The following is a 3,376-nucleotide window of genomic DNA, read 5'->3' as shown; positions in this document are numbered from 1 at the left end:
GTTCGGCTCGACCCGAGCCGTGGCGCTGCTGGGGGTCGTCACCTGGCGGCTGGCGAACTTCTGGCTGCCCATCCCGCTGTCGGCCGTGGCCTACCTGTCCCTGCGGACGGGGTCGCTGCGGCACCGCAAGCTGCCGCGGCAACGGCCGTGGAACGATCCGAGCACGATCAACGAGGAGATCACAACCTGATGACCTGACGCGGGCAGCCATCCCGGCCGGATGTGTGACTGACAGATATAAGATCATCACTCATAGTGTTTCTAGGTGGCCGCCACCGGTCGCCCCGAAACCAACCGCCAAGGAGGCTCAAGCATGTCCGCGACCTGGCCCCTGCAGAAGAACGGCAGCAGCGGCGAACCCGCACAGACCGTCCAGTACCTGCTACGCGCGCACGGATACTCGGTGACCGTCGACGGTGTCTTCGGGCCGGCGACCGAGGCGGCGGTGCGCGCCTTCCAGTCGTCCGCCGGGATCGTGGTCGACGGTGCCGTCGGCGACCAGAGCTGGCCGGCGCTCATCATCACCGTCCGTGATGGTGACCGGAGTGAGAAGGGCGACGCGGTACGCGCCGTCCAGGACCAGGCAAACGCCCGGATCAGTGACCCCGGGAACTTCCTCCCCGTGGACGGTGTCTTCGGCCGGCGGACGGACGCCTGGGTGCGCGGCTTCCAGCAGCACGCCGGCATCACCGTCGACGGGATCGTCGGACCCACCACCTGGAACCGCCTCGTCAAGGACGAACCCGGCAACTGACCACGACCAGCCCGCGACCGGACGCGAACCGGTGGGCACCGGCCCCGCCCACCGGCGCCGCCCCGCCCGCCCGACGGCGACGCCGGCTCGGCTCAGCCCGGCGGTCAGGCCTGGATGGCCAGGCGGTTCGTGGGGCGGGGCAGGCCGTAGTGCTCGCGCAGGGTGCGTCCGGTGTACTCGGTGCGGAACAGGCCTCGGCGCTGCAGGATCGGCACCACCAGGTCGACGAAGTCCGTCAGCCCGCCGGGCAGGAACGGCGGCATGATGTTGAAGCCGTCGGCCGCGTCCTGGGTGAACCACTCCTCGAGCTGGTCGGCGATCTGTTCCGGCGTGCCGGCGAAGACCCGGTGCCCACGGCCACCGCCCAACCTGGCGATCAGCTGCCGGAGGTTCAGCCCGTCGCGGCGGGCGAGCTCGCTGACCAGGGTGAACCGGCTCCTGTTGCCGTTGATGTCCCGTTCGTCGGGCAGGTCGGGCAGCGGCCCGTCCAGCGGGAGACCGGTGAGGTCGACGCCGACCATGTTCGACAGCTGCGCCAGGCCGTACTCGGGGACCTGCAGCGCTGTGAGCTCCTCCTCCAACTCCCGGGCCCGGGCCTCGGTGGCACCGATGATCGGGCAGATACCGGGGAGGATCTTCACGTCCTCGGGCGCGCGCCCGTAACGGGCCAGGCGCGACTTCAGGTCCTTGTAGAAGGTCTGGCCGTCGGCGAGGGTCTGCTGGGCGGTGAAGACCGCCTCGGCGTACTGGGCCGCGAACTCCTTGCCGTCCTCGGACGAACCCGCCTGTACCAGCAGCGGATAGCCCTGCGGGGAACGCTGGACGTTCAGCGGCCCCTGGACGCGGAAGAACTCGCCGACGTGCCCGATCTGACGAATCCTGCCGGCGTCGGCGTATATCCCGCCCGCCCGGTCGATGATCGGGGCGTCGTCCTCCCAGCTGTCCCACAGCTTGGTGGCGACCTCGACGAACTCCCGGGCCCGGGCGTACCGCAGGCCGTGCTCAAGGTGCTCGTCCAGGCCGAAGTTGCGGGCCTCGTCGAGGCTGCCGGAGGTGACGATGTTCCAGCCGGCCCGCCCGCCGCTGATGTGGTCGAGGGAGGCGAACTTGCGGGCGACGTGGAACGGCTCGTTGTAGGTCGTCGAGACGGTGGCGATCAGGCCGATGTGCTCGGTGACCGTGGCCAGCGCGGAGAGCAGGGTGATCGGCTCGAAGCCGCCCAGCACGTTGTGCCGGACCTTGCCCCACAACGCCAGCCCGTCGGCCAGGAAGAGGGAGTCGAGCCTGCCTCGCTCGGCCGTGCGCGCGAGCTCCTGAAAATACGTCAGGTCGGTGGCGCGCTCGGGCTGGGTCCGGGGATGCCGCCAGGCGGCATCGTGGTGCCCGGCGTTCATCAGAAATGCGTTGAGATGAAACTTCCGGTTGCCAGCGGCAGACATCACGTCCCTCTTCCCACGGACGAATTCCTACGGACGGGTGAACGGCTGCTCCGGCGGGCCAGCGGAGAAGATCGCCACGAGTTTGTCGTTGTGTGCGCCGGTGGGGATGAAAAGCGTACACAACGGCAAACTCGCCTGGATCATGTTCCGCGCGGACGGCCACGGATACCGGCCGCGTTGCGCGGACGGCGCGCTAGGAGTTCGAGGTGACCCGCCACCTCGTGAAGCGCCGTTCCAGAGCGAGCAGGCCCTGGTTGATGATGAGGCCGACAGCCGAGACCGTGATGATTCCCGCGTACATCTCAGGAATCGCGAAGTTCGACTGGGCATAGTTGATCAGATAGCCGAGCCCGGCCTGGGCACCGACCAGCTCGGCCGCGACGAGTATCAGGATCGCGTAGGCCCCGGCCAGCCGGACGCCTGTGAAAATCGTCGGCACAGCAGACGGAAGAATGACCTTCTGGAACAGCCGTACCGATGGCAGCCCCATCGACCGCGCGGATTTCACGAGCAGGGGGTCCACACCCTGGACACCACTGATCGTGTTCAGCAGCACGGGCCAGACGCAGGCATAGACGATGATGGCGATCTTCGAGGTCTCCCCCAGCCCGAAAATCAGCACGAACACCGGCAGCAGGGCCAGCGGAGCGGTGTTGCGGAAGACCTCGAGCACCGGGTTGAGGAACTGTGCCGCCAGCCGGAACCAGCCGATGAGCAGTCCCAACGGCAGCGCGATGGCGATGGCGATGGCGAAACCGCTGGCCGCCCGGGTGAGGCTGGCGGAGGTGTGCTCCCACAGGTCGCCGCTGCGCAGCAGTACCACCCATTCGTCGGCGACCTCGGAAAAGGGCGGCAGGAACACCCGGTCGACCACGCCGAGCCGCGGGAGCGTTTCCCAGGCGGCCAACAGGATCAGAATGCCCACCACCCGGCGGGAGATCCCGCCGGCGATCCGGCCCACCCTGGGCAGCCAGCTACGGCGAGAGGCGGCGACCGGGGAGCCGGCGGACGCGGAAAGCCGGGTTCCGGCCTCGGTACGGGTGTTCTCAACGATGGCCAACGCTGGTCACTTCCCTCTCCGCCTGCCCCGCGGCCGCCGCCTGCCCCGCGCGCCCCGCTGTTCCTGTGTGCTCCTCGTGCCCGCCGGCCTGCGCGGGTGCCGCGCCAGCCGCACCACGGCGGG

Annotated in this window: 5 protein-coding genes (1 of these 5 only partly in view); 2 read left to right on the top strand and 3 right to left on the bottom strand. The window is 69.1% G+C overall.

The genetic code is table 11. From position 1 onward, the window contains the following. Together FrCorBMG51_RS29015 and FrCorBMG51_RS15190 are read left to right on the top strand one after the other, a co-directional pair. Positions 1-190, top strand: a 190-nt coding sequence (locus FrCorBMG51_RS29015; RefSeq protein ID WP_162233223.1) for a hypothetical protein, incomplete at its 5' end; no start/stop codon positions are given. A 123-nt stretch (positions 191-313) separates the two neighbouring features. Further along, complete coding sequence (locus tag FrCorBMG51_RS15190) at positions 314-754, top strand: peptidoglycan-binding domain-containing protein (RefSeq protein ID WP_047223710.1); 441 nt, start codon at positions 314-316, stop codon at positions 752-754. Positions 755-858: 104 nt separating this feature from the next. On the opposite strand, the gene FrCorBMG51_RS15185 is transcribed toward FrCorBMG51_RS15190, so the two are convergent. From FrCorBMG51_RS15185 to FrCorBMG51_RS15175, 3 genes are all read right to left on the bottom strand, one after another. After that, on the bottom strand, positions 859-2,193 hold the full coding sequence (locus tag FrCorBMG51_RS15185; protein WP_047223709.1) for an LLM class flavin-dependent oxidoreductase: 1,335 nt from the start codon (positions 2,191-2,193) through the stop codon (positions 859-861). Between the two features lie 193 nt (positions 2,194-2,386). Then, positions 2,387-3,253: an ABC transporter permease gene (locus tag FrCorBMG51_RS15180; protein ID WP_052914707.1), complete on the bottom strand. Its 867-nt coding sequence runs from the start codon at positions 3,251-3,253 to the stop codon at positions 2,387-2,389. A gap of 6 nt (positions 3,254-3,259) precedes the next feature. Further along, a protein-coding gene (locus FrCorBMG51_RS15175) for an ABC transporter ATP-binding protein (protein ID WP_086055477.1) crosses the window boundary here: on the bottom strand, positions 3,260-3,376 show its end. 864 nt of this gene lie beyond the right edge of the window; only the last 117 of its 981 coding nucleotides appear in the window; its start codon lies off the right edge, out of view; it ends in the stop codon at positions 3,260-3,262.

The organism is Protofrankia coriariae, from assembly GCF_001017755.1.
Classification (GTDB): Bacteria; Actinomycetota; Actinomycetes; order Frankiales; family Frankiaceae; genus Protofrankia; species Protofrankia coriariae.
This window is presented reverse-complemented; position numbering and strand designations above follow the sequence as displayed.

Coding starts and splice junctions, on each gene's coding strand:
- FrCorBMG51_RS15190 (WP_047223710.1), top strand. CDS start 314: ATGTCCGCGACCTGGCCCCTGCAGAAGAACGGCAGCAGCGGCGAACCC.
- FrCorBMG51_RS15185 (WP_047223709.1), bottom strand. CDS start 2,193: ATGTCTGCCGCTGGCAACCGGAAGTTTCATCTCAACGCATTTCTGATG.